This is a genomic window from Variovorax sp. 10L421 (genome assembly GCF_056395365.1).
Genome location: NZ_JBFTJJ010000003.1, coordinates 242,335 through 266,187 on the forward strand (window position 1 = coordinate 242,335; position 23,853 = coordinate 266,187).

General features: G+C 67.0%; 20 protein-coding genes. 11 read left to right on the forward strand and 9 right to left on the reverse strand.

Annotated elements, in window-relative coordinates; genetic code table 11:
• Positions 1-10: 10 nt before the first annotated feature.
• The 4 genes from AC1DFC_RS07420 to AC1DFC_RS07435 form a co-directional block, all read right to left on the reverse strand.
• Entirely contained in the window at positions 11-1,408 is a 1,398-nt protein-coding gene (locus tag AC1DFC_RS07420) for an FAD-binding oxidoreductase (RefSeq protein ID WP_413334317.1), read from the reverse strand.
• Positions 1,409-1,528: 120 nt separating this feature from the next.
• Positions 1,529-2,416, reverse strand: coding sequence for an ABC transporter permease (locus tag AC1DFC_RS07425; RefSeq protein WP_007829124.1), 888 nt, complete (start codon positions 2,414-2,416; stop codon positions 1,529-1,531).
• Positions 2,394-3,191 (reverse strand): ABC transporter ATP-binding protein, encoded by a 798-nt coding sequence (locus AC1DFC_RS07430; RefSeq protein ID WP_413314060.1) that lies wholly within the window; start codon positions 3,189-3,191, stop codon positions 2,394-2,396. Before AC1DFC_RS07430 ends, AC1DFC_RS07425 begins: the two co-directional genes overlap by 23 nt.
• Positions 3,188-4,009 (reverse strand): creatininase family protein, encoded by an 822-nt coding sequence (locus AC1DFC_RS07435; RefSeq protein WP_478178904.1) that lies wholly within the window; start codon positions 4,007-4,009, stop codon positions 3,188-3,190. The genes AC1DFC_RS07430 and AC1DFC_RS07435 overlap by 4 nt, the downstream gene beginning before the upstream one ends.
• 194 nt (positions 4,010-4,203) lie before the next feature.
• Here AC1DFC_RS07435 and AC1DFC_RS07440 point away from each other — a divergent pair, with 194 nt between their 5' ends.
• Genes AC1DFC_RS07440 through AC1DFC_RS07465 form a run of 6 tightly spaced genes read left to right on the forward strand, consistent with a single transcriptional unit; the run spans position 4,204 to position 9,438 of the window.
• Positions 4,204-4,719: a hypothetical protein gene (locus AC1DFC_RS07440; RefSeq protein ID WP_007829115.1), complete on the forward strand. Its 516-nt coding sequence runs from the start codon at positions 4,204-4,206 to the stop codon at positions 4,717-4,719.
• Between the two features lie 47 nt (positions 4,720-4,766).
• Complete coding sequence (locus tag AC1DFC_RS07445; protein ID WP_478178905.1) at positions 4,767-5,933, forward strand: cytochrome c oxidase subunit II; 1,167 nt, start codon at positions 4,767-4,769, stop codon at positions 5,931-5,933.
• A gap of 26 nt (positions 5,934-5,959) precedes the next feature.
• A complete protein-coding gene (ctaD, locus tag AC1DFC_RS07450; RefSeq protein WP_042672769.1) occupies positions 5,960-7,726 on the forward strand; it encodes a cytochrome c oxidase subunit I in 1,767 nt (588 codons plus the stop codon).
• A gap of 59 nt (positions 7,727-7,785) precedes the next feature.
• The gene (locus AC1DFC_RS07455) at positions 7,786-8,403 is read left to right on the forward strand and encodes a cytochrome c oxidase subunit 3 family protein (RefSeq protein WP_007829107.1); all 618 of its coding nucleotides are present in this window, start codon (positions 7,786-7,788) and stop codon (positions 8,401-8,403) included.
• 10 nt (positions 8,404-8,413) lie between these two features.
• A complete protein-coding gene (locus AC1DFC_RS07460) occupies positions 8,414-9,115 on the forward strand; it encodes a heme-copper oxidase subunit III family protein (protein WP_007829105.1) in 702 nt (233 codons plus the stop codon).
• An 8-nt stretch (positions 9,116-9,123) separates the two neighbouring features.
• Complete coding sequence (locus AC1DFC_RS07465) at positions 9,124-9,438, forward strand: cytochrome C oxidase subunit IV family protein (RefSeq protein WP_007829103.1); 315 nt, start codon at positions 9,124-9,126, stop codon at positions 9,436-9,438.
• A gap of 24 nt (positions 9,439-9,462) precedes the next feature.
• On the opposite strand, the gene AC1DFC_RS07470 is transcribed toward AC1DFC_RS07465, so the two are convergent.
• The 4 genes from AC1DFC_RS07470 to AC1DFC_RS07485 form a co-directional block, all read right to left on the reverse strand.
• Positions 9,463-11,088 (reverse strand): MFS transporter, encoded by a 1,626-nt coding sequence (locus AC1DFC_RS07470; protein ID WP_007829101.1) that lies wholly within the window; start codon positions 11,086-11,088, stop codon positions 9,463-9,465.
• A gap of 29 nt (positions 11,089-11,117) precedes the next feature.
• A complete protein-coding gene (locus AC1DFC_RS07475; protein WP_007829099.1) occupies positions 11,118-11,888 on the reverse strand; it encodes an amino acid ABC transporter permease in 771 nt (256 codons plus the stop codon).
• Between the two features lie 86 nt (positions 11,889-11,974).
• On the reverse strand, positions 11,975-12,733 hold the full coding sequence (locus AC1DFC_RS07480) for a basic amino acid ABC transporter substrate-binding protein (RefSeq protein WP_478178906.1): 759 nt from the start codon (positions 12,731-12,733) through the stop codon (positions 11,975-11,977).
• A gap of 89 nt (positions 12,734-12,822) precedes the next feature.
• A complete protein-coding gene (locus tag AC1DFC_RS07485) occupies positions 12,823-13,299 on the reverse strand; it encodes an Lrp/AsnC family transcriptional regulator (RefSeq protein WP_007829095.1) in 477 nt (158 codons plus the stop codon).
• 176 nt (positions 13,300-13,475) lie between these two features.
• Here AC1DFC_RS07485 and AC1DFC_RS07490 point away from each other — a divergent pair, with 176 nt between their 5' ends.
• The 5 genes from AC1DFC_RS07490 (at position 13,476) to AC1DFC_RS07510 (ending at position 23,178) form a co-directional block, all read left to right on the forward strand.
• Positions 13,476-17,087: an indolepyruvate ferredoxin oxidoreductase family protein gene (locus AC1DFC_RS07490; protein WP_478178907.1), complete on the forward strand. Its 3,612-nt coding sequence runs from the start codon at positions 13,476-13,478 to the stop codon at positions 17,085-17,087.
• A 284-nt stretch (positions 17,088-17,371) separates the two neighbouring features.
• Positions 17,372-17,707: a preprotein translocase subunit YajC gene (gene yajC / locus AC1DFC_RS07495; protein WP_007829092.1), complete on the forward strand. Its 336-nt coding sequence runs from the start codon at positions 17,372-17,374 to the stop codon at positions 17,705-17,707.
• 79 nt (positions 17,708-17,786) lie between these two features.
• Positions 17,787-19,670 carry a protein translocase subunit SecD gene (secD, locus tag AC1DFC_RS07500; protein WP_007829091.1) on the forward strand — a complete coding sequence of 628 codons (1,884 nt, stop codon included), beginning with the start codon at positions 17,787-17,789 and terminating at the stop codon, positions 19,668-19,670.
• 18 nt (positions 19,671-19,688) lie between these two features.
• Positions 19,689-20,642 carry a protein translocase subunit SecF gene (secF, locus tag AC1DFC_RS07505; protein WP_413334306.1) on the forward strand — a complete coding sequence of 318 codons (954 nt, stop codon included), beginning with the start codon at positions 19,689-19,691 and terminating at the stop codon, positions 20,640-20,642.
• 157 nt (positions 20,643-20,799) lie between these two features.
• Positions 20,800-23,178 (forward strand): DUF1631 family protein, encoded by a 2,379-nt coding sequence (locus AC1DFC_RS07510; protein ID WP_007829089.1) that lies wholly within the window; start codon positions 20,800-20,802, stop codon positions 23,176-23,178.
• A 19-nt stretch (positions 23,179-23,197) separates the two neighbouring features.
• Here AC1DFC_RS07510 and AC1DFC_RS07515 read toward each other — a convergent pair whose 3' ends face one another.
• The gene (locus tag AC1DFC_RS07515) at positions 23,198-23,716 is read right to left on the reverse strand and encodes a Smg family protein (protein ID WP_007829088.1); all 519 of its coding nucleotides are present in this window, start codon (positions 23,714-23,716) and stop codon (positions 23,198-23,200) included.
• Positions 23,717-23,853: the final 137 nt, after the last annotated feature.

Below are 23,853 nucleotides of genomic sequence, written 5' to 3' on the forward strand. Positions count from 1 at the left end.
CTATTCTTTTTCAGCGGTCGCGGGCCATGTCGGGCGACCAGCCGCGTGTTTTTCCGGGGTTCATCAAACCCATCGGATCGCTGCGCTTCTTGAACTCGATCTGCTGCGTGTCGATGGTCTTCATGCCGCCGTCCTCGATGGTGACGACATGCGGATTGAAGATCTTGCAGCCGCCCTGCGACTCGATCTCGCGGATCAGCTCGTACTGGTGGGCCTCGCCCTTCCAGCGCACGAGCAGGATGCCGAAGGTGCCGCACTCGCCGTTGGCGCGCGCGAAGTCCTGGTGCTGCAGCACGTCGTCGCCGAAGATTTGCAGATGGCGCTCGACCACGGCCGGGTCGAAGGGCTGGGCGTAGGCCACCTGCAGGTAGGTCCAGCTGCGATCGGCCTTCAGAGCCTGCAGCGTCGTGTGGTTGAAGGCGCACTCGTAGGCCGGGGGCAGGCCTTCGGCGAGCAGCTCGGCCTCGGTGCCGGCGACCGAGATCGTGCCGCCCTGTGCATCGGCCAGCGCACGAAAGTCCGCCATCGACCCGGGCGAGACCATGGCGAACACCGCATGCCGGTCGGCAGGAAAACGGTCGCGCATGGCCGTGTAGTAGGGCGAGAAGCGCGCCTCGACCGTGGACAGCAGGAAGATGTCGAGCGCGGGCGCCTGCGCCGCGACGGCGAAGGCTAGCGCGCCGCGGTACGTTTCGAACAGCACCGTGCAGTGCACCCATTCGACGGCCGGGCTCAGCGCGACCTCGACGTCGAGGATCACGCCGTTGGTTCCGTAGGCGTGGTGCACTTGCTGGATCTCGTCGCCATGCAGCTCGATGACGCGCGGCTCGCGCTCCACCGTCATCACGCGCGCGCGCAGCAGGTTGCCGGGGTCGCGCAGGATGCCGTGGCGGAATGAGCCGATGCCGCCGAAGCCGCCCGCGATGAAGCCGCCGATGGACGCCACATGCCAGGTCGAGGGCCACATGCGCAGCGCCTGCCCGGTCTCGCGTGCGGCGAGGTCGATGTCGTGCATGCGCGCGCCGGCCTCGACGCGGATGCGTCCGGGGTTGATGTCGAGCACGCGGCACATCTGCGTCACGTCGAGCACGATGCCGCCTTCGAGTGGCACGCACTGGCCGTAGTTGCCGGTGCCGCCGGCACGTACGGTGAGCGGCAGCTTCCATTTCGCGGCCACGGCGGCGGCCTGCCGCACGTCGTCCTCGGTGCTGACCTTGACGACGAGGTCGGCCACGCAGCCCGCGAGCTGCGCGGTGAGGATGGGGCTGTACCAGTAGAAGTCTTTCGACAGCTGCTTGCGTTGCGCCGGCGCGGTGATCAGGTTGAGGCCGTGCAGGTCTTCGCGCACTGTGTCCCAGTCGGCGGCAGGCGCGCTGGTTCCGTCGCATCCGGCAGGCACGGAGTTCATGGAACTTCCTGTCGTCTCTGTTCGGGGAACACCGCGGAACCGGCTTTACCGGGCCGCTGGTGTTGCCCCCGGTAGGGGGTTTGCGAAGCGACACGAAGTGCGCGAAGACTGGGGGCGAGCCTAGTTCTCACGGCGCATCTCGCTTTCGTGCCAGTGGCCGAGCACGAGGCGCGACAGGGCGGCGAACACGATGAAGATCACGATGCCCAACAACGACACCAGCAGCAGCGCCGCGAACATCATCGGAATCTCGGTGCGGAAGCTCGACTCGAGAATGCGCGATGCAAGACCCGTTTCCTTGCCCGCCGTGCCGGCCGTGAACTCGGCCACCACCGCGCCGATCAGGCTCAGCCCGCCCGCGATCTTCAGGCCCGCCATGAAGTACGGCAGCGCGCTGGGCGCGAGCAGGTAGCGGAAGGTCTGCCACGGCGAGGCCTTGTAGAGCTGGAACAGGTCGCGAAGATTGCTGTCGGCGCTTTTCAGGCCGATGACGGTGTTCGACAGGATCGGAAAGAAGGCCACGATCCACGCGCACAGCAGCAGCGCCGCGGTGGTGTTCGACACGTAGATGAGGATCAGCGGCGCGATCGCGATGATCGGCGTCACCTGCAGGATCACGGCGATGGGGAACAGGCCGATTTCCACCCACTTGAAGAGCGCGAACGCGATCGCCAGAAGCACGCCACCGACGATGGCCGCACCGAGCGCGAGCAGCGTGAGCTTGATCGTGAACCACAGGGCGCTGGAGAGCGAATCCCAGTTGTCGAACAGCGTGCGAAGAATGAGCGAGGGTGCGGGGAGGATGTAGTGCGGGATGTTGTTGGCGCGCACGGTCCATTCCCAGAGCAGCAGGAGCGCCGCGATGATGACGACGGGCGCCACGATGCGCAGCATCGACTCGCGGCGGCGCAGCTTGTCTTCGTGGGCGCGCAGCGCGGCCTCGGAGGGCACCGCATCCGCATTGGCGTCCGCGAGGGCGACGGGCTCAGTGATCGATGTCGAGGCCATGCAGCGCTCCGTGCAGGGATTGGGACACCGCCGTGCAATGCGCGTTGTAGCGGCTCGATGTGCGGAACTCTTCGCCGCGCGGGTAGGGCTCGTCGATGCGGATCTCGTCGATCACGCGCCCTGGGCGCGCCGCCATCACGACGATGCGGTTCGACAGGTACACCGACTCGTACACGCTGTGCGTGACGAACACCACCGAGAAGCGGTGCTCGCGCCAGATGGCGAGCAGATCGTTGTTGAGCTTGATGCGCGTCATCTCGTCGAGCGCGGCAAAGGGCTCGTCCATCAGCAGCAGGCGCGGGTGCGTGACCAGCGCGCGCGCGATCGACACGCGCATCTTCATGCCGCCCGAGAGCTCGCGCGGATACACGTCGGCAAAGCGCGAGAGGCCGACCATCTCGAGCACCTGCTGCACCACCGGCGCCGCTGCGTCGCGGCTCATGCCGGCGAGCTTGAGCGGCAGCCACACGTTGTCGAACACCTTGGCCCAGGGCATGAGCGTGGGCTCCTGGAACACGAAGCCCAGGTCGCGGTCGCTCTGCGTCTTTCCGGTGTTGGCGCCCGACCAGTGCATGTCGCCCGAGCTGAGCCGCGTCAGCCCCGCGATGAGGCGCAGCGCGGTGCTCTTGCCGCAGCCCGAGGGGCCGAGGAAGCTGATGAAGTCGTGCTCGCCGATGTCGAGCGACATGCCCTGCAACGCGAGCGTGCCGTTGGCGAAACGCTTGCTGACGTTGCGCAGGGTGACCAGGGGCGGTGGGGTGGGGACGGACATCATTTCCAGGCCGGTTCGTTGGCGAGGCGCGAGAGCGGAAAGCGGTCGACTTCTTGCAGCAACTCGACGAAGCGGCGGCCCACGTGGTCGAGCACGGCGGCGCCCTTTTCGGCCGTGGCGCGCGTGGCGTCGCCGGCGGCGCCCGCGGGGTTGATGTCGTGCATCTGCCAGCCGAGCTTGCCGCTGGGGGTGATCGACAGGAACTTGTTCTCGGCGGCCAGCTGCTCCGTCATCGAGCTGAAGTTCTGGAACCGGTCCTTGCGCACGCAGTCGGGCGCGAGGTGCAGCATGACCGAGCTTTCGAGATCCCCGGCGTGAATGCCGTGCCGGCCCTCGTGCGCGGTGAACAGGCCCTCGGGCAGGCCCAGCGTGTACCAGTTGGCGGCCACGACCATCATGTCGTGTTCCTCGCGCAGGTCGCGCGCAACGATGTCCATCACGCTCATCTGGCCGCCGTGGCTGTTGTAGAGCACCAGCTTGCGCACACCGGCCTTCGCGACGCAGGCGCCGATGTCCTTCCACAGCGAGATCAGCGTGTTGGCGGACACCGTGAGCGTGCCCGGATAGCGCGAATGCTCGTTGCTCTTGCCGTAGGGCACGGTGGGCAGAAACAGCACCGGCAGGTCGTCGGGCAGGTGCGGCAGCGTGGCGTGCACCATGCCGTCGATGGTGGCGGTGTCGGTCGACATCGGCAGGTGCGGGCCGTGCTGCTCGGTCGCGCCCACGGGCAGCACGGCAATGAGCCGTTCACGGTCGAGGCGGGAGAACTCTTCGCTGGTCAGGTCGGACCAGAAACGGCTGCGCAAGGGGACCGGGTTCATCGTGGCGTACCTCGTGGTGACGGGCAGTAGGAGCGGGGATGATGATCTAAATCATCCATTCGGTCAAAAAAAGATGGATTGGCGGGTTACCCACGCCGCGGCCGCCGAATGCACCACCCCTTGATGGCGGCTCTCCTTGGGCATATAAGTCGTTCATGTTTCCTCGGCTTGTCGCAAGGCGGAAAGGGGACGCTATGAAGAGACGCATCTACTGGCTGATGCCGGACCTGGCGAGCGCCAGGCGGGCGATGGACGATCTGGTGCGGGCGCGCGTCGACGTTGCGCGCATTCATTTCGCCGGACCGGAAGGCATGGACATGGCCGGGCTCCATGCGGCCAACGTGTGGCAGACCTCGGACGTGGTCCACGCAGCCAAGACCGGGTGGGCGGTCGGCAGCGCCTGCGGCATCGTCGTCGGCCTCATGGCTGCCCTGATGTTTCCGATCTTCGGCGACGATCCCGAATGGGAAGTGGCCGTGCTGGTGGCCGTCGTGGGTGGCGTGGTCGGCACTTGGTCGGCCAGCATGATCGGCATTTCCATCCCCAGTCCCAGGCTGCAGCGTTTCGAGGGCGCCATCGCGCAGGGACAGATCCTGCTGATGGTGGACTTGCCGCGTTCGCGCGTGCGGGACATCGAGGCGCTGCTGCAGTCTGCGCATCCCGAGGCCCGGTTCGAGGGCGAAGAGCCGCGAATCCCGGCGTTTCTCTGAAGCGCGAATGAGCCCTGAACCCATGATGCCGAGCCGAGGGACCGCACATGATCATGGCCGTCGCCCTGTTGCTCATCGTGCTCGGCTCGGTGCTGTTCCACGTCTTCAATCCATGGTGGACGACGCCCCTGGCTTCGAACTGGCAGCCGATGGACGACACCCTGACCATCACGCTGGTGATCACGGGGATCTTCTTCGTCGTCATCAACGTGTTCGTCGCCTACATGCTGGTGCGCTTTCGCCATCGCGAGGGGCACCGGGCGGCGCATGAGCCCGAGAACAGGAAGCTCGAGCGCTGGCTGATCGGCGGCACCACCGTCGGCATCATGGCGCTGCTGGCGCCCGGCCTCGTGGTGTACGCGAACTACGTCAGGGAGCCCCGCGACGCCCTCGTGCTGGAGGTGCTGGGCCAGCAATGGCAATGGCGCTTCCGCTTCCCGGGGCCGGACGGCAAGCTGGGCGCGAGCGACGCGCGCTTCGTCAGCGCCACCAATCCATTCGGGATCGACCCGGGCGACCCCGCCGGGCAGGACGACCTCCTGATCCCCGGCGACGAGGTGCACCTGCCGCTCGGCAAGCCGGTGCTGGTGCTGATGCGCTCGAACGACGTGCTGCACGATTTCTTCGTGCCGCCGTTCCGCGCCCGGATGAACATGGTGCCGGGGCAGGTCAGCCGCTTCTGGTTCACCCCGAGCGTCGCGGGCCGCTACGAGGCGCTCTGCGCGCAGCTGTGCGGTGTGGGCCATCCCAACATGCGCGGTTATGTGGTGGTGGAGGACCCGGCGAACTACAAGGCCTGGTACGCGGCGCTGCCGAGCTTCGCCAAATCGCAGGCCAAGGCGCCCGAGGCGCCGGCCGCTCCGGCCGGCGCCTCTGCGGCAGGCGGCGCACGCGTCGAGCAGGGCCGCGCGCTGGCGGACGCCAAGGGCTGCGTGGCCTGCCACACGATCGACGGCAGCCCGCGCGTGGGGCCGACCTGGAAGGGCCTGCACGGCAAGACCGAGACCATGGCGGACGGCTCCACCGCGCTGGTCGACGAAGCTTATCTGCGCAGCTTCATCCGCGATCCGCAGGCCCGCCATGTGAAGGGCTTCCCGCCGGTCATGCCCAAGATCGAAATGACCGATGAAGAACTGGCCGCGCTGGTGGCCTACATCCAGAGTCTGGGCAGCCCGCCGGCGCAGGCTGGCGCCGAACAGAAGGCTGCGCGATGAACTCTTCCTCGCCCACGGGGCAGGCCATGCCCCACGCCGACGACGCCGGGCACCCCGCGCCGCAGAGTTTCCTGACCCGCTACGTCTGGAGCCAGGACCACAAGGTGATCGCCGTCCAGTACGCCTGCACCGCCATCGCGGTGGGCGTGGTGGGCCTGGTGCTGTCCAACCTGATGCGGCTGCAGCTCGGCTTTCCCGGCCAGTTCGAGTTCATCAATGCCGAGCGCTACTACCAGTTCGTGACCATGCACGGGATGATCATGGTGATCTACCTGCTCACGGCGCTGTTCCTCGGCGGCTTCGGCAACTACCTGATTCCGCTGATGGTGGGGGCGCGGGACATGGTCTTTCCCTACCTCAACATGCTGAGCTTCTGGGTCTACCTGCTGTCGGTGGTGGTCCTGATGGCGAGCTTCTTCGTCCCGGGCGGCCCCACCGGCGCGGGCTGGACGCTGTATCCACCGCAGTCGATCCTGCCCGGCACGCCGGGCCATGCGGGCGGCATCGTGCTGATGCTGGTGTCGCTGCTCATCTTCATCGTGGCGACCACGATGGGCGGCCTCAACTACGTGACCACCGTGCTGCAGGCGCGCTGCGAAGGCATGACGCTGCTGCGCATGCCGCTCACGGTGTGGGGCATCTTCGTCGCCACCATCCTTGCGCTGCTCGGCTTTCCGGCACTGTTCGTCAGCGGCGTGATGCTGCTGCTCGACCGGACGCTGGGCACCAGCTTCTTCATGCCGGCGCTGGTGTCGATGGGCCAGGTGACGGGCTACAAGGGCGGCAGCCCGCTGCTGTTCCAGCACCTGTTCTGGTTCTTCGGCCACCCCGAGGTCTACATCGTGGCGCTGCCGGCCTTCGGCATCGTCTCCGACCTGATCAGCGTGCACGCGCGCAAGTGCATCTTCGGCTACCGCATGATGGTGTGGGCCATCGTCGCCATCGGCGCGCTCAGCGTGGTGGTCTGGGCGCACCACATGTTCGTGAGCGGCATGAACCCGTACTTCGGCTTCTTCTTCGCGACCACCACGCTGATCATCGCGGTGCCCACCGCGATCAAGGTCTACAACTGGATCCTGACGCTGTGGCGCGGCGACATCCACCTGACGGTGCCGATGCTGTTCGCGCTGGCCTTCCTCTGCACCTTCCTCATCGGCGGGCTGACCGGCCTGTTCCTTGGCAACGTGAGCGTGGACATCCCGCTCTCGGGCACCTATTTCGTGGTGGCGCACTTCCACATGGTGATGGGTGTGGCGCCGCTGCTGGTGGTGTTCGGTGGCATCTACCACTGGTTTCCCAAGGTCACGGGCCGCATGCTCGACGACCGGCTCGGCCAGCTGCATTTCTGGATCACCTTCCTGGGCACCTACCTGATCTATTTCCCGATGCACTACCTCGGGGTGCTGGGCATGCCGCGGCGCTACTACAACTTCGACGGCTACAAGTTCATCCCGCCCTCGGCATTCACCCTGAACACGTTCATCACCGTGGTCGCGCTGATCGTCGGCGTGGCGCAGCTGCTCTTCATCGCCAATCTCGCCTGGAGCGCCTGGCGCGGACAGCGGGCCGACGCCAATCCATGGCGTGCCGCCTCGCTCGAATGGCAGACGCCCGCCACGCCGCCGGGCCACGGCAACTGGGGGCCACGGCTGCCGGTGGTCTACCGGTGGGCCTATGCCTATGGAGAGCCGGGCGCGGCGGAAGATTTCGTCGCGCAGAACGCGCCGCCGCAGGCCGGGGCCGGGGAGCCCGAGCCGGAAGGCCAGAGCGAGGTCCGGGGAGCGCCGGCATGAGCGCAGCGCCGGGCCGTTCCCAAGCAAGCTCGCACCGCAGTGCGCAGCACGGAGGTCTCTTGACGACCGCGGTTGCCGCCTGGAGCGACCGCGGCGGCCGGCCCCGCGATGCGCGCGCGAGCGCGGCCAGCATCGGCCTGTGGGTCTTCATGGGCGTGGCCACCGCGCTGTTCTCGCTCTTCATCGTGGCCTACGTGATGCGCATGAGCGGCGACGACTCGATGACGATCGCGCTGCCGTGGCAGCTCTGGCTCAGCTCGGCGCTGCTGGTGGCGGGCAGCGTGGCGCTGCAAGGGGCCGGTGGCGCATCGCGCGGCGCCGACCCGAAGCGGGCGCGCCGCCTGCTGCTGGCGGGAGGTCTCTGCGCGGTGGGCTTCCTGGGCGTGCAGCTGTGGGCCTGGCAGGCGCTGCTGAGCGCGCAGGTGATGCCGGCCGGCAATCCGGCGGGCAGCTTCTTCTATCTGTTGACCGCGATGCACGGGCTCCACCTGGCAGGTGGGCTGGTCGGGTGGGCCTGGATGGCGCACGCCGCATGGCCCGATCCCGCCAGGGCCGCATGGCGCATCGCGCTGTGCGCGCGCTACTGGCACTTCATGCTGGCGGTGTGGCTGGTGCTGTTCGCGCTGCTGGGGTGGGTGACGCCGGAGGTGGCGCGCTTCGTCTGCGGCACATCCTGAGGAGGCATCCATGAACAACACCGCAACCATCGCGGCAACGCCGTTGAATCCGACCCTTGCCGCAAGCGGCTGGCGCGGGCTGATTGCCGACTGGTCTTCCGATCGCCAGGCGTTCCACGTCTCGTGGGGCAAGGCGATGATGTGGATCTTCCTGCTCAGCGACACCTTCATCTTCAGCTGCTTCCTGACCGGCTACATGACGGTGCGCGTCTCGACCACCGTGCCGTGGCCCAACCCGAGCGAGGTGTTCGCGCTCCACGTGGCGGGCGCCGACGTCCCGTTGCTGCTGATCGCGATCATGACCTTCGTGCTCATCAGCAGCAGCGGCACGATGGCGATGGCCGTCAATTTCGCCTACCGCCGTGACCGCGTGAACGCCGCCACGCTGATGATCGTGACTGCGACCCTCGGCGAACTCTTCGTCGGCATGCAGGCCTTCGAGTGGTCCAAGCTGATCCTGCATGAAGGCGTGCGGCCCTGGGGCAACCCGATGGGCGCGGCGCAGTTCGGCTCGACCTTCTTCATGATCACGGGCTTTCACGGGCTGCACGTGTCGGCCGGCGTGGTCTTCCTGTTCACCGTGGCCTTCAAGCTGATCCGCGGCGACTACGACAAGAAGGGCAACTACCAGATCGTCGAGATCGCCGGGCTGTACTGGCACTTCGTGGACCTCGTGTGGGTCTTCATCTTCGCGCTGTTCTATCTCTGGTGAGGACGACCATGAACCCTGACACCGGCCAACAACATCCGATCGGCCTCTATCTCAAGATCTGGGGGCTGCTGTTCGTGCTCAGCACGATGTCGTACCTGGTCGACTACTTCCATTTCCATGGGTACCTGCGATGGACCCTGATCATTGTCTTCATGCTGCTGAAGGCGGGGCTGATCGTCTCGGTCTTCATGCACATGGCCTGGGAGCGGCTGTCGCTGGTCTATGCCATCCTGGTGCCGCCCCTGTGCCTGCTGGTCCTGGTGTGGTTGATGGCGGCGGAGGCCGGCCACACCTTCCTGACACGGATGACGTTCTTCCACTGATAGCGGCGCGGGCGGCGGCCCGGCTCAGCGCCGCACCACGTAGCGCGTGACCACCGGCGGCGACTCGCCCAGGTGGAACGCCAGCCGGCGCTCGCGCAGCGCCATGTCGCTCGCGGTGGCGCGGTTGAAGCGGCGCAGGTGATCGGTCCACGATTCGTCGACGATCTGCTCCACATAGCGTTCCGGCTGCGCAATGTCGTGCAGCAGCTCCCAGCCGATGGCGCCCTGGCTCAGGCGCGCACGGCGGGTCTGCTGCATCACGAGGTGGAAGGCGGGGGCGCGGGCCGGGTCGATCATGAATTCCACTGTGATGACCACGCGGCCGTCTTCCTGCGGTGCCTCGGCGGGCGGGCCGGCGGCCCAGCCGGCCTGGGCGGGGCTGGTGTCGTCCTCGCCGCTCACGTCGGTCACCCAGCGCAGCGCGGCGAGCATCAGCAGCGTGCCGCTGACGGCAGCCACGCACAGGCTGGCGACCAGCGTGGTGACCGTGGCCACCTGGCCCCAGAGCGCTGCGCCGATCGCGCTCGCGCCCATGATCGCCATCTGGTACATCGACATGCCGCGCGCGCGCACCCAGTCGGGCAGCGCGAGCTGGGCCGACACCGACAGCGAATTGGCCACCGTGATCCATGCCATGCCGCCGAAGAACATCGCCGGCACCGCGACCCATGCATTCGGCGCGAAGGCCATGACGGCGGTGGCGCCCGACTGCAGCAGCGTGCCGCGCAGCACCAGCTGGTCGCGCCCCATCGCCTGGCGCAGTCGCGGCAGGAACAGCACCGCGACGATCGCGCCCGAGCCCATGGCCGCCAGCAGCAGCGTGAAGGTGCCGGCGCCGCCGCCCTCGAGGTTGCGCGCCAGCAGCGGCAGCAGCGCCAGCAGCGCGGTCGAGTGGAAGAAGAAGATCGAGATGCGCGTGAGCACCGCGCGCATGCGCTGCGACTGCCGCACGAACTGCACGCCCACGCGCATCGCGCTGACGAGCTTCTCGCGGCCCAGCGGGTTGGGTGTGTGCTCGCGCCGCCAGCGCAGCACCACGAAGCCCGAGGCCACCGACAGCACCGCGTTCAGCGCGAACACCCACACGGTGCCTGCGCTCGCGATCAGCATGCCGGCCGTGAGCGGGCCGACGATGCGCGAGGCGTTCATCGCGATGCCGTTCAGGCCCAGCGCGGCCGGCAGCTGCGGGCGCGGCACCAGCTCGGGCACGATGGCCGCAAACACCGGCCAGCGCAGCGCCAGGCCGATGCCGTTGGCGAAGGTCAGCGCCAGCAGCAGCGGCGCGGTCATGAGGTCGAGCGCCAGCGCCGCGCACAGCACGATGGCCGTGCCGGCCAGCCAGAACTGCGTGGCCACCAGCCAGCGCCGGCGGTCCAGGATGTCGGCCAGCGCGCCGCTGGGCAGGCCCAGCAGGAACACCGGCAGCGTGGAGGCCGACTGCACCAGCGCCACCCAGATCGGCGAGGTGGTCAGCGAGGTCATCATCCACGCGGCGGCCACGTCGTTCATCCACATGCAGATGTTGGCGACGAGCCAGGTGCTCCACAGCATGCGGAACACGGGAAGCTGGAGCGGCACGAGGGCCGCGAGCTTCGCCGGCTGCGGCCGCACGGGCGGGATGGGCGTCTCTTCGGGGGATATGGGTGGCATGTGGCGCTATTTTGGCGCGCCCGCCGCCGTCATCCCCTGTCGCTGCGCGCGAGGCGGTGTTCGAGGCGGCGAAGAAGCGTCGTCAGCACCAGCGTCATCACCCAGTAGATGACCGAGATCGCGAGGTACGGCTCCCAGTAGCGCGCGTAGGCACCCGCCACGGTGCGCGCCGCGTACGCCAGCTCGGCCAGGCCGATGGCCGAGACCAGCGACGTGTCTTTCAGCAGCGCGATCGCGTTGTTGCCAAGCGGCGGCAGCATGCGGCGGAAGGCCTGCGGCAGCACCACGTAGCGCATCACCTGCGCGGGCGAGAAGCCGATCGAGCGGCCCGCATCGAACTGTCCGCGCGAGATCGACTGGATGCCGGCGCGGAACACCTCGGAGATGTAGGCCGCCGAATTGAGCGTGAGCGCCACCACGCCGGAGATGAGTGCGCCGTGCTCCTGCTTGAGCGTGCGCGCGAGCTCGCCGTCGATCAGGATGCCCGTCGTCGGGTGGATGAACACCGGCATCACCGCGAAGTGGATCAGCAGGATCTGCACGAACAGCGGCGTGCCGCGGAAGAAGCTCACGTACACAGTGGCCGGCCAGCGCAGGAAGAAGCGCGCGACCCAGGTCCACGGTGCGTGGCGCGGATGCGCGAGCCGAGCGAGCGCGAGGCACAGGCCCCAGCTCGAACCCAGCAGCACGCATACCACGGTCATGCGCAGCGTCATCCAGGCGCCTTGCCAGAACAGGTCCTTGTATTCGACCAGGATGTCCCATCGGAACCATCCGAAAAGAAGAATTGGTTGTTCCATCTATCGCCTCCGCTTCATCGCGTCAAACTCAAAAAACAAACGGCCGCATCGTGGCGGCCGTGATCGGATCACAGGTGGGGTGCGGCTCAGCGGACGTTCGGGTCCTTGTTGAACCACTTCTTGTAGATCGTCGCGTAGCTGCCGTCGGCGCGGATGGCCGCGAGGCCGGCCGTGAGCTTGTCGAGCAGGGCCTTGTCGCCCTTCTTCACGACGATGCCGAAGCCCTCTTCGGGGAAGGACTTGTCGTCCAGCGTCTTCAGGTCGGGGTTCTGCGCCACGCGATAGGCGATGACGCCGTTGTCGCCCATGGCGGCATCGACGCCGCCGCCGGCCAGCTCGGAAATGATGAGCGGCGTGCTCTCGAAGCGGCGGATGTCGGGGTTGGTCTTGCCGAACTCGCGCGAGGCGATGTCGTCGGCGGTGGAGGCGCTGACCACGGCGATCTTCTTGCCGGCCAGATCCTTCAGCGAGGCGACCTTGCTGTTCTTCGGCAGCGCGATCAGCTGGCGGGCCGCGAAGTACGGCGGCGTGAAGTCGTAGCTCTGCTTGCGCTTCTCGTTGATGGTCACGCCCGAGATGACGAGGTCGACGTCGCCGTTGTTCAGCGCGCCGAAGATGCCGGTGAAGGGCGTGTTGACGATCTTGATCTTCAGGCCCTGCTGCTTCGCGATGGCGTTGATGATGTCGATGTCGAAACCGACGATCTGCTTGTCCTTGTTCTCGAAGGCGAAGGGCGCGTAGGTGGCGCTGGAGGCCACGGTGAGTTCGCGGTTCTGGGCCTGGGCACTGAATGCGAGCGTGGCGGCAGCGAGGCCGAGGGTCAGGGCGCGGCGGAGGAGATTCATTCGAGGTCCTTGTTTTTCGCCGTCCGGCGGGAGTTGGTGGGCGGGGATTTTAGGCTGTCGCTATCGGGCGGCCGCGTCGCCGCATGCACTCAGCGTGCCAGATGCCCCAGCGGCAGCGCGCTGCTCGCCTTCACCTCGCCCAGCGAGAAACTGGTGTGCAGGTCCTTCACATTCGGCAGGTTCATCAATTGCTGGCGCGCAAAGGACGAGAAGCTGTCGAGATCCTGCGCCACCACCTGGAGTTCGAAGGTGCCGGTGCCGCTGATGTAGTGGCAGGCCACCACCTCGGGCATCCTGCGGATCGCGTCCTCCAGCTTGCGGGTGGCCTCGTGGGTGACGCGCTCGGTGTCCACGCGCACGAAGGCAAGTACGCCGAGCCCGATCTTGTGGCGGTCGATCTCGGCGTGGTAGCCCTTGATGACGCCTGCCTCCTCGAGTGCCCGCACCCGGCGCCAGCAGGGCGCGGCCGAGAGCCCCACGCGTTGCGCAAGCTCGGCATTGGTGAGGCGACCGTCGGCCTGCAGTTCTTGCAGAATTGCGAGGTCGAACTTATCGATGCTTTCCATTGGTGAGGATTTTAAGAAAGATTCTTTCTGGAAGCCGCTTTTTCGAGGCAAAGAACGCAAACACCTGTCGCCAACCCCGGCATACACTTTGCGTGACCATGGGCTCGCGCCCTACCGGGCACAGACCCAAGCAATCAGCCAGGCCCACAAGGCCCTGCCATACGGAGACAGACACCATGAACGCCCCGCTGCCCGAGCACATCCGCAAGGCGCTAGAAACCGTCACGCTCGACGACAAGTACTCCCTCGACTACGGCCGTGCCTTCATGAGCGGCGTCCAGGCCCTCGTGAAGCTGCCCATGCTGCAGCAACTGCGCGACAAGCAGGCCGGCAAGAACACCGCCGGGTTCATCAGCGGCTACCGCGGCTCTCCGCTTGGCGGCTACGACCAGGCGCTGTGGAAGGCAAGCAAGTTCCTCAAGGAACGGAACATCGTCTTCCAGCCCGGCGTGAATGAAGAGCTGGCGGCCACCGCACTGTGGGGCACCCAGCAGCTGGGCTTCTCGCCCGCGGGCACCAACAAGTTCGACGGCGTGTTCGGCATCTGGTACGGCAAGGGCCCGGGCGTGGACCGCTGCTCCGACGTCTTCAAGCATGCCAACATGGCCGGCACCACCGAATTCGGCGGCGTGATCGCGGTGGCGGGCGACGACCACATCTCCAAGAGCAGCACGGCCGCGCACCAGAGCGACCATATCTTCAAGGCCTGCGGCACGCCGGTGTTCTTCCCCACGAGCGTGCAGGAAATCCTCGACCTGGGCATCCATGCCTTCGCCATGAGCCGCTTCTCGGGCGTGTGGTCGGGCATGAAGACGATCCAGGAGATCGTCGAGTCGAGCGCCACGGCGATGATCGACCCCGAGCGCGTCGAGATCGTCATCCCCACCGACTTCGAGATGCCGCCCGGCGGCCTGCACATCCGCTGGCCCGACCATGCGCTGGAGCAGGAAGCCCGGCTCATGCACTACAAGTGGTATGCCGCGCTGGCGTACATCCGCGCCAACCGGCTGAACCACAACGTGATCGAGGGCCCGAACGACCGCTTCGGCATCATGGCCAGCGGCAAGGCCTTCAACGACACGCGCCAGGCGCTGATCGACCTGGGTTTGGACGACGCGGCCTGCCGCCAGCTCGGCATCCGCCTGCACAAGGTGGGTGTGGTGTGGCCGCTCGAGGCGCAGCTCACGCGCGAATTCGCCACCGGCCTGCAGGAGATCCTGGTGGTCGAGGAGAAGCGCCAGGTCATCGAATACCAGCTCAAGGAAGAGCTCTACAACTGGCGCTCCGACGTGCGCCCCAACGTGGTCGGCAAGTTCGACGAGGGCGAAGTGCACGCGGCCGAGGGCTACTCGGGCGGCGAATGGTCGATGCCCAACCCGACCGCGCACACCCTGCTGCGCGCCAATGCCGACCTGAACCCCGCGCTGATCGCCAAGGCCATCGCCTCGCGCCTGAAGAAGACCGGCCTGCTGGCCGCCGCCGGCGCCGACATGGCCGCGCGCATCGATGCCCAACTCGCCATCCTCGAAGCCAAGGAACGCGCGATGGTGGTGCAGCAGGCCTCCACCAGCGTGGCCGACGCCACGCGCCAGCCCTGGTTCTGCTCGGGCTGCCCGCACAACACCAGCACCGTGGTGCCCGAAGGCTCGCGCGCCATGGGCGGCATCGGCTGCCACTTCATGGCGACCTGGATGGACCGCTCCACCATCGGCTTCACGCAGATGGGCGGAGAGGGCGTGCCATGGGTGGGCCAGCAGCCCTTCACCACCGACCAGCACATCTTCGCGAACCTGGGCGACGGCACGTACTTCCACAGCGGCCTGCTCGCCATCCGCCAGAGCATCGCGGCGGGTGTGAACATCACCTACAAGATCCTCTACAACGACGCGGTCGCCATGACCGGCGGCCAGCAGGTCGGCGAGCGGCCGGAAGGCCACTCGGTGCTGCAGATTGCCGAGAGCCTGCATGCCGAGGGCGCCGCGAAGGTCGTGATCGTGACCGACGAGCCCGAGAAGTACGAGGGCGTGAGCATCCCCGGCGACCATGTCCAGGTGAAGCACCGCGACCTGCTCGACGAGGTGCAGCGCGAGTTCCGCAAGATCCCCGGCACCACGGCCATCATCTACGACCAGACCTGCGCGACCGAGAAGCGCCGCCGCCGCAAGCGGGGCACGGCCGTCGATCCGGCCAAGCGCGTGGTCATCAACGAGCTGGTCTGCGAAGGCTGCGGCGACTGCAGCGTGCAGAGCAACTGCCTGTCGGTCGAACCGCTGGAGACCGAGTTCGGCCGCAAGCGCACCATCAACCAGAGCAGCTGCAACAAGGACATGAGCTGCCTGAAGGGCTTCTGCCCGAGCTTCGTCACCGTCGAAGGCGGCCAGCTCAAGAAGAAGGGCAAGAACAAGGGCGCCACGCCGGCCGAGTTCGGCCTGCTGCCCGAGCCCGCGATTCCGTCGCTGGTCGGCGGCAAGGTCTGGGGCGTGGTGGTAGCGGGCGTCGGCGGCACCGGCGTGATCACCATCGGCCAGCTGCTCGGCATGGCGGCGCACATCGAGGCCAAGGGCATCGTCACGCAGGATGCGGCCGGCCTCGCGCAGAAGGGCGGCGCCACCTGGAGCCACGTGCTCATCGGCGACACGCAGGACGACATCCGCACCACGCGCGTCGGCACCGCGGCGGCCGACCTGATCCTGGCCTGCGATCCGCTGGTCACGGTCAACGGCGAAACCATGGCGCGCATGCGCGAAGGGCGCACGCACGTGGCGCTCAACAGTCACAGCTCGCCGACGGCGGCTTTCGTGCGCAACGCCAACTGGCAGAACCCCGAAGACGCTTGCGCCGCCGAGATCGCGCGCGCCGTGGGCGTCGACGGCATGGGCACCTTCGACGCCGATGCCGCCGCCACCACGCTGATGGGCGACAGCATCTACGTCAACCCGATGATCCTGGGCTACGCCTGGCAAAAGGGCTGGATCCCGCTGGCGCACGAGTCGCTGATGCGCGCCATTGAACTCAACGCCGTGGCCGTCGAGAACAACAAGACGGCGTTCGAATGGGGCCGCCAGGCGGCGGTGCGTCCTGAGGAGCTGCAAAAGCGCGTGCGTCCCGGCCAGGTCATCGAGTTCAAGAAGCGCGAATCGGTCGAAAGCCTGGTCGCGCGCCGCGTCGAGTTCCTGACCGGCTACCAGAACGCCGCCTACGCCGACGAATACAGGCAGTTCGTCGGCAAGGTGCAGCAGGCCGAATCGGCCGCCGGCAAGAGCACCGCGCTGACCGAAGCGGTTGCGCGCTATCTGTTCAAGCTGATGGCCTACAAGGACGAGTACGAAGTCGCCCGCCTGCACATCGATCGCAGCTTCCTCGACCGCGTCGAAGGCATGTTCGAGGGCGACTACAAGCTCAACTACCACCTGGCGCCGCCGCTCATCGCGAAGAAGGACGCCAAGGGGCAGCTCCAGAAGCAGAAGTTCGGCCCCTGGATGCTCACGGGCTTCCGCTTCCTCGCGAAGCTGAAGGGCCTGCGCGGCACGGCGCTCGACATCTTCGGCCGCACCGAGGAGCGCAAGACCGAGCGCGCGCTGATCGGCGAGTACCGCGCCAGCATCGAGGAAGTGATCGGAGGCCTGCGCGCGGACAACCACGCGCTGGCGCTGGAAATCGCGGCCCTGCCCGAGCAGATCCGCGGTTACGGCCACGTGAAGGATCGCAACCTGGCGGCGGCCCGCACCCGCTGGAGCGAGCTGATGGCCAAGTGGCGCAATCCGCAGGGGCAGCGCGCGGCGGCCTGATCTTCAAGGCTGGTCGACCATGCAACGGGCGCCCGATGGGCGCCCGTTGCTATTCAAAACATAGCAAAACGGCGCGCAATCCTCTGCCCGGAAAGCCCTCCCGGCCGCGCCGGATAAGCGCGCGGAGCGGTCATCTGCGCCGAATACAATGGCCGGTGCTGTGCGCGGCCAAGCCGCGCCGCGCTTTGACTTGCGGTCCGCCTCCTTCGCGGCCGCGAAGCCCAAGGAACCGCGGGCACGTCCTGCGCTCCCATCGTTTTCTCTTCCCTCTGCTGGAGACTCTCTTGTTCATTTCCTCTGCTTTCGCCCAGACCGCGCCCGCTGCAGCCGGCGGCGGTGACATGTTGTCCTCCCTCGGCAGCATGCTGCCGCTGGTGCTGATGTTCGTGGTGCTGTACTTCGTCATGATCCGGCCCCAGATGAAGCGCCAGAAGGAAGCCCGCGCCATGATCGAGGCCCTGGCCAAGGGCGACGAAGTCGCCACCGCCGGCGGGGTGCTCGGCAAGATCACCTCGATCGGCGACCAGTACCTCGGCCTCGAAATCGCCAATGGCATCGAGATCAAGATCCAGCGCAGCGCCGTGGTGCAGGTCTTGCCCAAGGGCGCCGTCAAGCAATAAAAGCGTGAGCTGAACCTTGCGCCTTGCGGCGCGGGGCCCCAATTCACGCCGTGTTCCGTTTCAGAAAAAGCGCTTTCTCATGAACCGTTACCCGGTCTGGAAGTACGCGATCATCGTGGTCGTGTTGCTCGTGGGGCTCATCTACGCCCTGCCCAATTTCTTTGGCGAGGCGCCTGCGGTGCAGGTGTCGGCTGCGAAGTCGACCGTCAAGATCGACGCGTCGACCCGGGCCAGGGTGCAGGAGCTGCTCAAGACGGCCGGCCTCACGCCCGAACTGCTGAGCCTCGAACCCACCGCGGTGCGGGCGCGGTTCGCCACCACCGACGACCAGATCAAGGCGCGCGATACGCTGCAGCAGGCCCTGGTGCCGAACGCGGACGAACCCTCCTACGTGGTGGCGCTGAACCTCGTGTCGCGCTCGCCCTCGTGGCTGACCGCGCTGCACGCCTTCCCGATGTACCTGGGCCTCGACCTGCGCGGCGGCGTCGACTTCCTGCTGCAGGTCGACATGCGCGGCGTGCTCGACAAGAAGGCCGAATCCTTCGCCGGCGACATCCGCATGGGGCTGCGCGAGAAGAAGGTGCGCGGCAGCGCCGTGAACCGCAACGGCCAGACCGTCGAAATCACGCTGCGCGACGCCGACAGCGTGGAAACCACCCGGCGCCTGATCCAGGACACGATGCCGGACCTCAGCACCGTCGAGAGCCAGCAGGGCACCGAATGGCGCATCGTGGCCAGCATCAAGCCCGAGGCCGCGCGCCGCATCCAGGACGCGGCGCTCAAGCAGAACGTCACGACGCTGCACAACCGGATCAATGAACTCGGCGTGGCCGAACCCGTGATCCAGCAGCAGGGCATCGACCGCATCGTCGTGCAACTGCCCGGCATGCAGGACCCGGCCCAGGCCAAGACCATCATCGGACGCACCGCCACGCTCGAAATGCGCATGGTGGACGAAAGCGCCGAAGGCCGCTCGGCTGAACTGAGCGGTGGGCCGGTGCCTTTCGGTTCCGAGAAATTCCTCGATCGCCAGGGCCGTCCGGTGATCGTGAAGAAGCAGGTGCTCGTCACCGGCGAGAACCTCACCGACGCGCAGCCCGGCTTCGACCAGCAGAGCAACCAGCCCAAGGTCGACCTGACCATGGACTCGAAGGGCGGCACCATCATGCGTGACGTGAGCCGCGAGAACTACAAGAAGCGCATGGCCATGCTGATCTTCGAGAAGGGCAAGGGCGAAGTGCTCACGGCCCCGTCGATCAACGGCGAACTGGGCAACCGTTTCCAGGTGTCAGGTTCGATGACCGTGTCCGAAGCCAACGACCTCGCGCTGCTGCTGCGCGCCGGCTCGCTGGCCGCGCCGATGGAAATCATCCAGGAACGCACCATCGGCCCGACGCAGGGTGCCGAGAACATCAAGAAGGGCTTCGACAGCGTGATGTACGGCTTCGCCGCGATCATGGTGTTCATGTGCATCTACTACGCGCTGTTCGGCCTGTTCTCGTCGATCGCGCTGGCCGTCAACCTGATGCTGCTGGTGGCCATTCTCTCGATCCTGCAGGCCACGCTCACGCTGCCGGGCATCGCGGCCATGGCGCTGGCCATCGGCGTGGCGATCGACTCCAACGTGCTGATCAACGAGCGCGTGCGCGAGGAACTGCGCAACGGGGCGTCGCCGCAGGCGGCGATCCATGCGGGCTACGAACGCGCCTGGGGCACCATCCTCGACTCCAACGTGACCACGCTGATCGCGGGTATCGCGCTGCTGGCCTTCGGCTCGGGTCCGGTGCGCGGCTTTGCGGTGGTGCACTGCATCGGCATCGTCACCTCGATGTTCTCGGCCGTGTTCTTCTCGCGCGGCCTCGTGAACTTCTGGTACGGCCAGAAGAAGAAGCTCAAGACGGTGTCCATCGGCACGGTGTGGCGGCCGAAGACCGACGGCGCGGCCGTGGCCGAAACCAAGTAAGAGGCAGAAGAGACAGCCATGGAATTCTTCCGCATCCACAAGACCATCCCGTTCATGCGCCACGCGCTGGTGCTGAACATCATCTCCTTCGTCACCTTCGCGCTGGCGGTGTTCTTCCTGTTCCACCGCGGGCTGCACCTGTCGGTGGAGTTCACCGGCGGCACGGTGATGGAAGTGGCGTACACGCAGTCGGCCGACGTCGGCAAGGTGCGCGACATCGTCGGCAGGCTGGGCTACACCGAAGTGCAGGTGCAGAGCTTCGGCAAGTCGGTGCAGATCCGCCTGCCCGTGAAGAAGGGCGTGACCTCCGCCCAGCAGAGCGCACAGGTGATGGACGCGCTGAAGGTGGCCGAGCCGACGGTGGAGCTGCGCAGCAACGAATTCGTCGGCCCGCAGGTCGGCGACGAACTCACCACCAATGGCCTGAAGGCCCTGGGCATGGTGGTCGTCGGCATCATGATCTACCTGGCGTTCCGCTTCGAGTGGAAGTTCGCGCTGGCCACCGTACTGGCAAACCTGCACGACGTGGTGATCATCCTGGGCTTCTTCGCCTTCTTCCAGTGGGAGTTCTCGCTGGCGGTGCTGGCGGCGGTGCTGGCGGTGCTGGGCTATTCGGTGAACGAATCGGTCGTGATCTTCGACCGGATCCGCGAGAACTTCCGCCGCTACCGGAAGATGTCGACCACCGAGATCATCGACAACGCGATCACCTCGACCATCAGCCGGACCATCATCACCCACGGCTCCACCCAGCTGGTGGTGCTGTCGATGTTCTTCTTCGGCGGCCCGACCCTGCACTACTTTGCGCTGGCGCTGACCATCGGCATCTGCTTCGGCATCTACTCGTCGGCCTTCGTGGCGGCGGCGATCGCCATGTGGCTCGGCGTGAAGCGCGAAGACCTCATCAAGGGCGGCCCGACCAAGCGCGACGGCGAATCCGAGGACGACCCGAACGCCGGCGCCGTGGTCTGACGGATACTTCGGGGTTCAACACAGCGGCGGCGGCCCGGCTGCCACCGCGGTTCGCATGCAACGCCGGGCGCTCTCCGCACTTGTGCGGTGGCGCTTCCCGATGCAAGCTCGCAGTTGTTGCCGACGAATCGACCATCCTGGCCTTCCCGACTTTTCAATGAGCATTGCGCGGTCCGCCTCTTCCCTGCAGCTCGCACGCGAGACGCGTGAGCGTTTCGTATCGGCCACCGAGGGCGCCATTGCGCCGCTGGCCGGCGCGATCCGGGACCGGTTGACGGCCCTGGCCTCCGAGGTCGGCAACGCCCGTTCCATGCAGGAAAACCGCGACGACTTCGTCGCGTTCCAGGGCCACGCCACGCAATGGGTGACGCTCGCGCAGGCCGGCTGGCGCAAGGCGCTGGGCACCACATCCGGCGCCATGACCGCGCCTGCGGCGCTGCGGCTCGAACTGATCGGCAATGAAGTAGTGGAGAGCAACATCCTCTCCTCGCGCCTCGCGCAGATGATCCACGACAAGGCCAGCTTCGAGCTCAGCGACCTGCGCCTGCGCATCCAGCACCTCGAAGGCACGACCGAGCTCGACGCCAAGGACGTGCTCAAGCCCGAGACGCTGGCCAAGCTGCTGGTCGACCAGTGGCTGGCGGCAGGCCTGAGCCGCGGGTTGTGGGCCCGTGTGCAGGACACGGTGCAGCAGGGGCTGGTCGAGGTGATCGTCAAGGCCTACGAGAGCGCCAATGCCTATCTGATCGCCAATGGCGTGATGCAGGAGATCGATCTCAAGAGCTTTGTCCGGCGCACGGGCAATGCAGGCGGCGGCGGATCGGGCGTCGCGCCGGTCGACAGCGGCATGACCGGCGGTTCTACCATTGCGCAGCGCCCCGGGTACGGATTCGAAGGACATCAGCAGGCGTCCATGCCCTCGACCATGGCGCCCACGTCGACCACCGGCGGCTCGCCGCTGATGATCGCGCGGCAACGTGCGCAGACCGCACTGCTGAGCCTCAAGCGCTTCGTGACTGCGCGCATCGGCGGCGACGCGGGCGGTGCCGCCGCACAGTTCCAGGCCGGGGGGGCGGAAGGGCGCGCCACGGGCGGCGGCGGCCAACCGGGCCAGGGCGGCGGCGCGGCGCCCCGCGTGTTCTCCAGGACCTTCGCCGGCGCCATCGCCGACGCCGAGGTCGCCTACCGGATGGCCGCCACGCAGTACATGGATGGCGCGGGCGAACAGGCCACGCTGATCCAGCAGACCGCCGTCGACCTGCGCCGGCGCTCCACCGAACTCAAGAAGCGCGCGCCCACCACGGCCGACAAGGCCACGGTCGAGATCGTGGCGCTGATGTTCCAGGCCATCCTGGCCGAAGAGCGCATTCCGTTCTCGGCGCGCGTGTGGTTCGCGCGCCTGCAGATGCCGGTGCTGCGCGTGGCCATCGCCGAGCCCGAGTTCTTCGGCACGCTGCAGCACCCCGCGCGCATGCTGATCGACCGCATGGGCTCCTGCGTGATGGGCTTCGATGCGGCCGCCATCACCGGCAGCGCGCTCGAAGGCGAGATCCGCCGCGTCGTGCAGGTGATCGAGCAGTATCCCGAAACCGGCCAGCGCGTGTTCAAGCTGGTGTTCGACGAATTCGTCGCCTTCCTCAACCGCTACCTGACCCAGAGCGACACCACGCAGCGCGTGATGAGCGTGGCGCAGCAGGTCGAGCAGAAGGAGACGATGGCGATCCAGTACACCATCGAGTTGCGCAAGATGCTCAACGACATGCCGGTGCGCGACGAGATCCGGGAGTTTCTCTTCAAGGTCTGGGCCGAGGTTCTCGCCATTGCCGCGCTGCGCTACGGCGCGCAGGGCGAACAGACCGTGATGCTCAAGCGCGTGGCTTCGGAGCTGGTATGGGCCGCGAGCGCCAAGCCCAACCGAACCGACCGCGCCCGCGTGATCCAGGACCTGCCGCAGCTGCTGCAGCGACTGCGCCAGGGGATGGCCCTGCTCGGCATCGTGGACGAGCCGCAGGAGGCGCACATCAAGACCATCGGCGCCACGCTGTCCGACGCCTTCCTGTCGAAGACCGAGGCGATCCCGCAGGCCAAGATCGAGGCGATGGCCGAGCGGCTGGCACACCTGGAAGATTTCGTGACCGACGTGGGCGGCACCGCCGATCTGCCGCTCGATGCCCACAGCATCGAGCTGCTGCTGGGCGTGGATGCGGCCTCGATCGAGGTCATTCCCGACGCCGCCGGCACCAAGGTGCCCGAGGACATGCTCGCCTGGGCGCATGAGCTGCAGGTGGGCAACTGGTTCATGCTGGACCACAACGACCGCGTGAGCCAGGTGCAGTTCGTCTGGCGCAGCGATCGCAAGCAGCTGCACCTGTTCGCGTCGTCGGATGGACGCAGCTTCCTGATCCAGGCGGGGCGGCTGGCGACCTACCTGCAGGCCGGGTTGCTGGTGCCGGCGGAAGAAGAAACGCTCACGGTGCGTGCCACGCGCGAAGCGCTGGCGAAGCTGGATGCGAATCCCGAGCGGCTGCTGAACTAGCAGCCAGCTCCTGCGGCGCCTAGTGTGCCGTGCGGCCCTCGCGCGACTCGCAGAGCTCGTCGAGCACCAGCGCATCGGGTTCGATGCCCGTGCTCCAGTGCACCATCAATACGATGATTTTCAACTCGTCGAGTGCGACCGGGTCGCCGGGCGCCGCCATGGCACGCTCGACGACGATCTCGCGCAGGCCGCAGGGCAGCACGTTCGACGATTCGAGAAAGCGGATGAAGCCGAGGCACTCGGCGCCGAGGTGCTCCTGCTCGGCCTGCGAGTAGATGCGCATCGCATCGGCGGACTGCGGCATGGCCGCTTCGGGGGTGCCCCGGAGAACGACCGTGGCGCTGCCCTCGTCGTTGGCGCTGCGCTCGATCTGCATGCCTTGCGTGGCAAGGCTCAGGCCGTCGAGCCAGTGAAGGGCCTCGCGGATTTCCTCTGCCTCGAAGCCGTGTGCGCTGAGCTTGCGGCCCAGCTGATCGGGTTCGGGACAGGCATCGCCGCGCCAATAGTTTTCGTACACAAAAACAAGCACTTCGAACATGAGCCCAATATAGCCCAGTAAGGTGGCTCACCCCCAGGCTTCGTGCACTTCGTGTCACTTCTCCTTCCCCCTGCCGGGGGCGGGCCGGCCGCTTCGGGCGGCCGTGCGCGGCGGCCCCCGCAAAAAAAGGGCGCGGC

Excerpts from the sequence above, each read along its gene's own strand:
- AC1DFC_RS07420 (WP_413334317.1), bottom strand. The coding sequence starts at position 1,408 with ATGAACTCCGTGCCTGCCGGATGCGACGGAACCAGCGCGCCTGCCGCC.
- AC1DFC_RS07425 (WP_007829124.1), bottom strand. The coding sequence starts at position 2,416 with ATGGCCTCGACATCGATCACTGAGCCCGTCGCCCTCGCGGACGCCAAT.
- AC1DFC_RS07430 (WP_413314060.1), bottom strand. The coding sequence starts at position 3,191 with ATGATGTCCGTCCCCACCCCACCGCCCCTGGTCACCCTGCGCAACGTC.
- AC1DFC_RS07435 (WP_478178904.1), bottom strand. The coding sequence starts at position 4,009 with ATGAACCCGGTCCCCTTGCGCAGCCGTTTCTGGTCCGACCTGACCAGC.
- AC1DFC_RS07440 (WP_007829115.1), top strand. The coding sequence starts at position 4,204 with ATGAAGAGACGCATCTACTGGCTGATGCCGGACCTGGCGAGCGCCAGG.
- AC1DFC_RS07445 (WP_478178905.1), top strand. The coding sequence starts at position 4,767 with ATGATCATGGCCGTCGCCCTGTTGCTCATCGTGCTCGGCTCGGTGCTG.
- ctaD (WP_042672769.1), top strand. The coding sequence starts at position 5,960 with ATGCCCCACGCCGACGACGCCGGGCACCCCGCGCCGCAGAGTTTCCTG.
- AC1DFC_RS07460 (WP_007829105.1), top strand. The coding sequence starts at position 8,414 with ATGAACAACACCGCAACCATCGCGGCAACGCCGTTGAATCCGACCCTT.
- AC1DFC_RS07465 (WP_007829103.1), top strand. The coding sequence starts at position 9,124 with ATGAACCCTGACACCGGCCAACAACATCCGATCGGCCTCTATCTCAAG.
- AC1DFC_RS07470 (WP_007829101.1), bottom strand. The coding sequence starts at position 11,088 with ATGCCACCCATATCCCCCGAAGAGACGCCCATCCCGCCCGTGCGGCCG.
- AC1DFC_RS07475 (WP_007829099.1), bottom strand. The coding sequence starts at position 11,888 with ATGGAACAACCAATTCTTCTTTTCGGATGGTTCCGATGGGACATCCTG.
- AC1DFC_RS07480 (WP_478178906.1), bottom strand. The coding sequence starts at position 12,733 with ATGAATCTCCTCCGCCGCGCCCTGACCCTCGGCCTCGCTGCCGCCACG.
- AC1DFC_RS07485 (WP_007829095.1), bottom strand. The coding sequence starts at position 13,299 with ATGGAAAGCATCGATAAGTTCGACCTCGCAATTCTGCAAGAACTGCAG.
- AC1DFC_RS07490 (WP_478178907.1), top strand. The coding sequence starts at position 13,476 with ATGAACGCCCCGCTGCCCGAGCACATCCGCAAGGCGCTAGAAACCGTC.
- secD (WP_007829091.1), top strand. The coding sequence starts at position 17,787 with ATGAACCGTTACCCGGTCTGGAAGTACGCGATCATCGTGGTCGTGTTG.
- secF (WP_413334306.1), top strand. The coding sequence starts at position 19,689 with ATGGAATTCTTCCGCATCCACAAGACCATCCCGTTCATGCGCCACGCG.
- AC1DFC_RS07510 (WP_007829089.1), top strand. The coding sequence starts at position 20,800 with ATGAGCATTGCGCGGTCCGCCTCTTCCCTGCAGCTCGCACGCGAGACG.
- AC1DFC_RS07515 (WP_007829088.1), bottom strand. The coding sequence starts at position 23,716 with ATGTTCGAAGTGCTTGTTTTTGTGTACGAAAACTATTGGCGCGGCGAT.